Origin of the sequence: Adlercreutzia sp. DFI.6.23 (genome assembly GCF_024462535.1) — a bacterium.
GTDB lineage: Bacteria > Actinomycetota > Coriobacteriia > Coriobacteriales > Eggerthellaceae > Adlercreutzia > Adlercreutzia rubneri.
Map to the genome: position 1 here is coordinate 1 of NZ_JANGBP010000623.1, position 296 is coordinate 296.

General features: G+C 68.6%; 1 protein-coding gene. It reads left to right on the top strand.

Annotated elements, in window-relative coordinates; all coding sequences use genetic code 11:
• Window positions 1–232 (top strand): hypothetical protein (locus NE591_RS14820; RefSeq protein ID WP_256157054.1); only part of this gene is annotated, 232 nt, incomplete at its 5' end.
• Window positions 233–296 lie beyond the last annotated feature (64 nt).

Consider the following 296-nt stretch of genomic DNA (forward strand, 5'->3'; position numbering starts at 1 on the left):
CGAGGACGTCCGCCTGCGGCGTGACGATCCGGTTACGACGGTCGAGCAACCGCGGCGCGTCGATGAAGGTGTTGCGGTGCATGACGCCGTAGCGCGCGAACTCCGCCTGGTGTGCGCTTTGGGCGACGCGGTCGCCGGCTGGTTCACCATCAGCTTCGTGGTGCGCGGCCAGCAGAAGGCCGACGAGGTGGCGGCCGCCATGGCCTCCAAGACTGCCGGGGCTGCGCTCTAGGATAGCTTGCTCGGTCCTGCGCTTGCGCCCGTAGAGATCGGTCTTGCGAAAGGCCGTTCCCGGC